The 817-nt window shown below is 76.3% G+C and carries 1 protein-coding gene; it reads left to right on the top strand.

Annotated features, from left to right (window positions below; all coding sequences use genetic code 11):
* On the top strand, nucleotides 1-817 hold an 817-nt coding region (locus DKL51_RS16775), incomplete at both ends, for a DUF8744 domain-containing protein (RefSeq protein WP_260428567.1).

Below are 817 nucleotides of genomic sequence, written 5' to 3' on the forward strand. Positions count from 1 at the left end.
CCCTGCTGGCCCAGGCGGCCGGGGCGTTCGGCTGGTACGCGGCCACGCTGCTCTGGCTGGCCGGTTTCCCGGTGGCCCAGACGGTGCCGTGGCTCGTCACCTTCGTCGTCGCCACGATCCTGGGGGAGCGGCTCGAACTCGCGCACGTGGCCCTGTCACCGGCCGGCCCCCGCTGGTGCCTGGCGGCGCTGGCGGCCCTGATCGCCGGCGCGACGGCCACCGTGCTCTGGCCCGGCGCCGGCGCCCACCTCTTCGGCGTGAGCCTGCTGGTGGTGACCGCCTGGCTCGCCGTCTTCGACGTCGCACGGCGGACCGTCCGCGGTCGCGGCCTGCCCCGCTACGTGGCGGTCGGGCTCCTCACCGGGTACGCCTGGCTCAGCCTGGCCGGGCTGCTCTGGGCCGGTGCCGGCGCGACCGTGGCCGGGGCCCGCTACGACGCGGTCCTGCACGCGGTCTTCCTGGGCTTCACCATGTCGATGATCTTCGTGCACGCCCCGGTGATCCTGCCGGCGGTACTCCGCCGCCCGCTGCCCTACCGGCCGCTGCTGTACGCGCCACTGGCCCTGCTGCACGCCTCGTTGCTGCTGCGGGTGGCGGTCGGCGACGGCCTCGGCGTCGAGTCGGTGTGGCGCTGGGCAGGAGTGGCGAACGTCGCGGCCGTGCTGGGCTTCCTCCTCTGCGCGGTGGCCCTGTCGATCCGACCCGGGTCCGTGCCCGCCCGACGAGGCGGCGTCCGACGCGATGGCACCCCCCCACCGGCGCTCACCTCGCCGGCGGCCGGACCCGGCCAGGACGACCGCCCGACGGACTCCCCCGT

It is taken from the genome of Micromonospora globispora (assembly GCF_003857015.1).
Lineage (GTDB): Bacteria > Actinomycetota > Actinomycetes > Mycobacteriales > Micromonosporaceae > Micromonospora > Micromonospora globispora.